This is a genomic window from Blautia sp. HCP3S3_H10_2 (assembly GCF_052122375.1).
GTDB lineage: Bacteria > Bacillota > Clostridia > Lachnospirales > Lachnospiraceae > Blautia_A.
Window position 1 is genome coordinate 1 of the sequence record NZ_JBQKCL010000055.1, and the last position, 596, is coordinate 596.

The window sequence follows — 596 nt, forward strand, 5'->3', positions numbered from 1 at the left end:
TTTTATACCCTTTTTGGAAACTGATTGAGCGATGTTTAGGCTACATGGGTCAATTTTCGGATTCATGGTACAGTTATCAGTTTAGATACTGTTCCGTGAATAATTCAGGCTTATGAAATTTTCAATGTACAATATAAAACCGAACTAATAAAGCTCTGGTTTCACCTTGTGTATTACTCTTTTCTGTTCAATGGAAAGTCCTTCCATCAGCCATCGGTACTGTTGAGGGGTAAGGTCTCTGGCTTCTTTTTCATTCCTTGGCCATTGAAGTTTGCCATCCGTAAATCTCTTATAGCATAGAAGCCAGCCATCGCCTTCGTAGAGCAAGACTTTCATTCGGTCATTTCTGCGTCCACAGAACAGAAAAATGGATCCTGCTTCGGTTGGATCCAGGCCAAATGTTCCGGTAACAATAGCGATCAATCCATCAATTCCTTTCCGGAGATCCGTATAGCCGCATTATCCTAACATTCGGATAAACCGGATTATCCTCAGAGTATTTTTATCCTCATCTTTTCTGGATATAGCGATATTTACTCTCTTCTTCGCAAAAAAGATGAGGATAACATATTTTATGTGATAATGGAATCGCATTA

At 39.3% G+C, this 596-nt stretch carries 1 pseudogene; it reads right to left on the bottom strand.

From position 1 onward, the window contains the following. Positions 1 to 144: 144 nt before the first annotated feature. Positions 145 to 447 (bottom strand): annotated as a pseudogene (gene tnpB / locus ACTQWB_RS18735) (IS66 family insertion sequence element accessory protein TnpB); the annotation flags it as partial. Positions 448 to 596 lie beyond the last annotated feature (149 nt).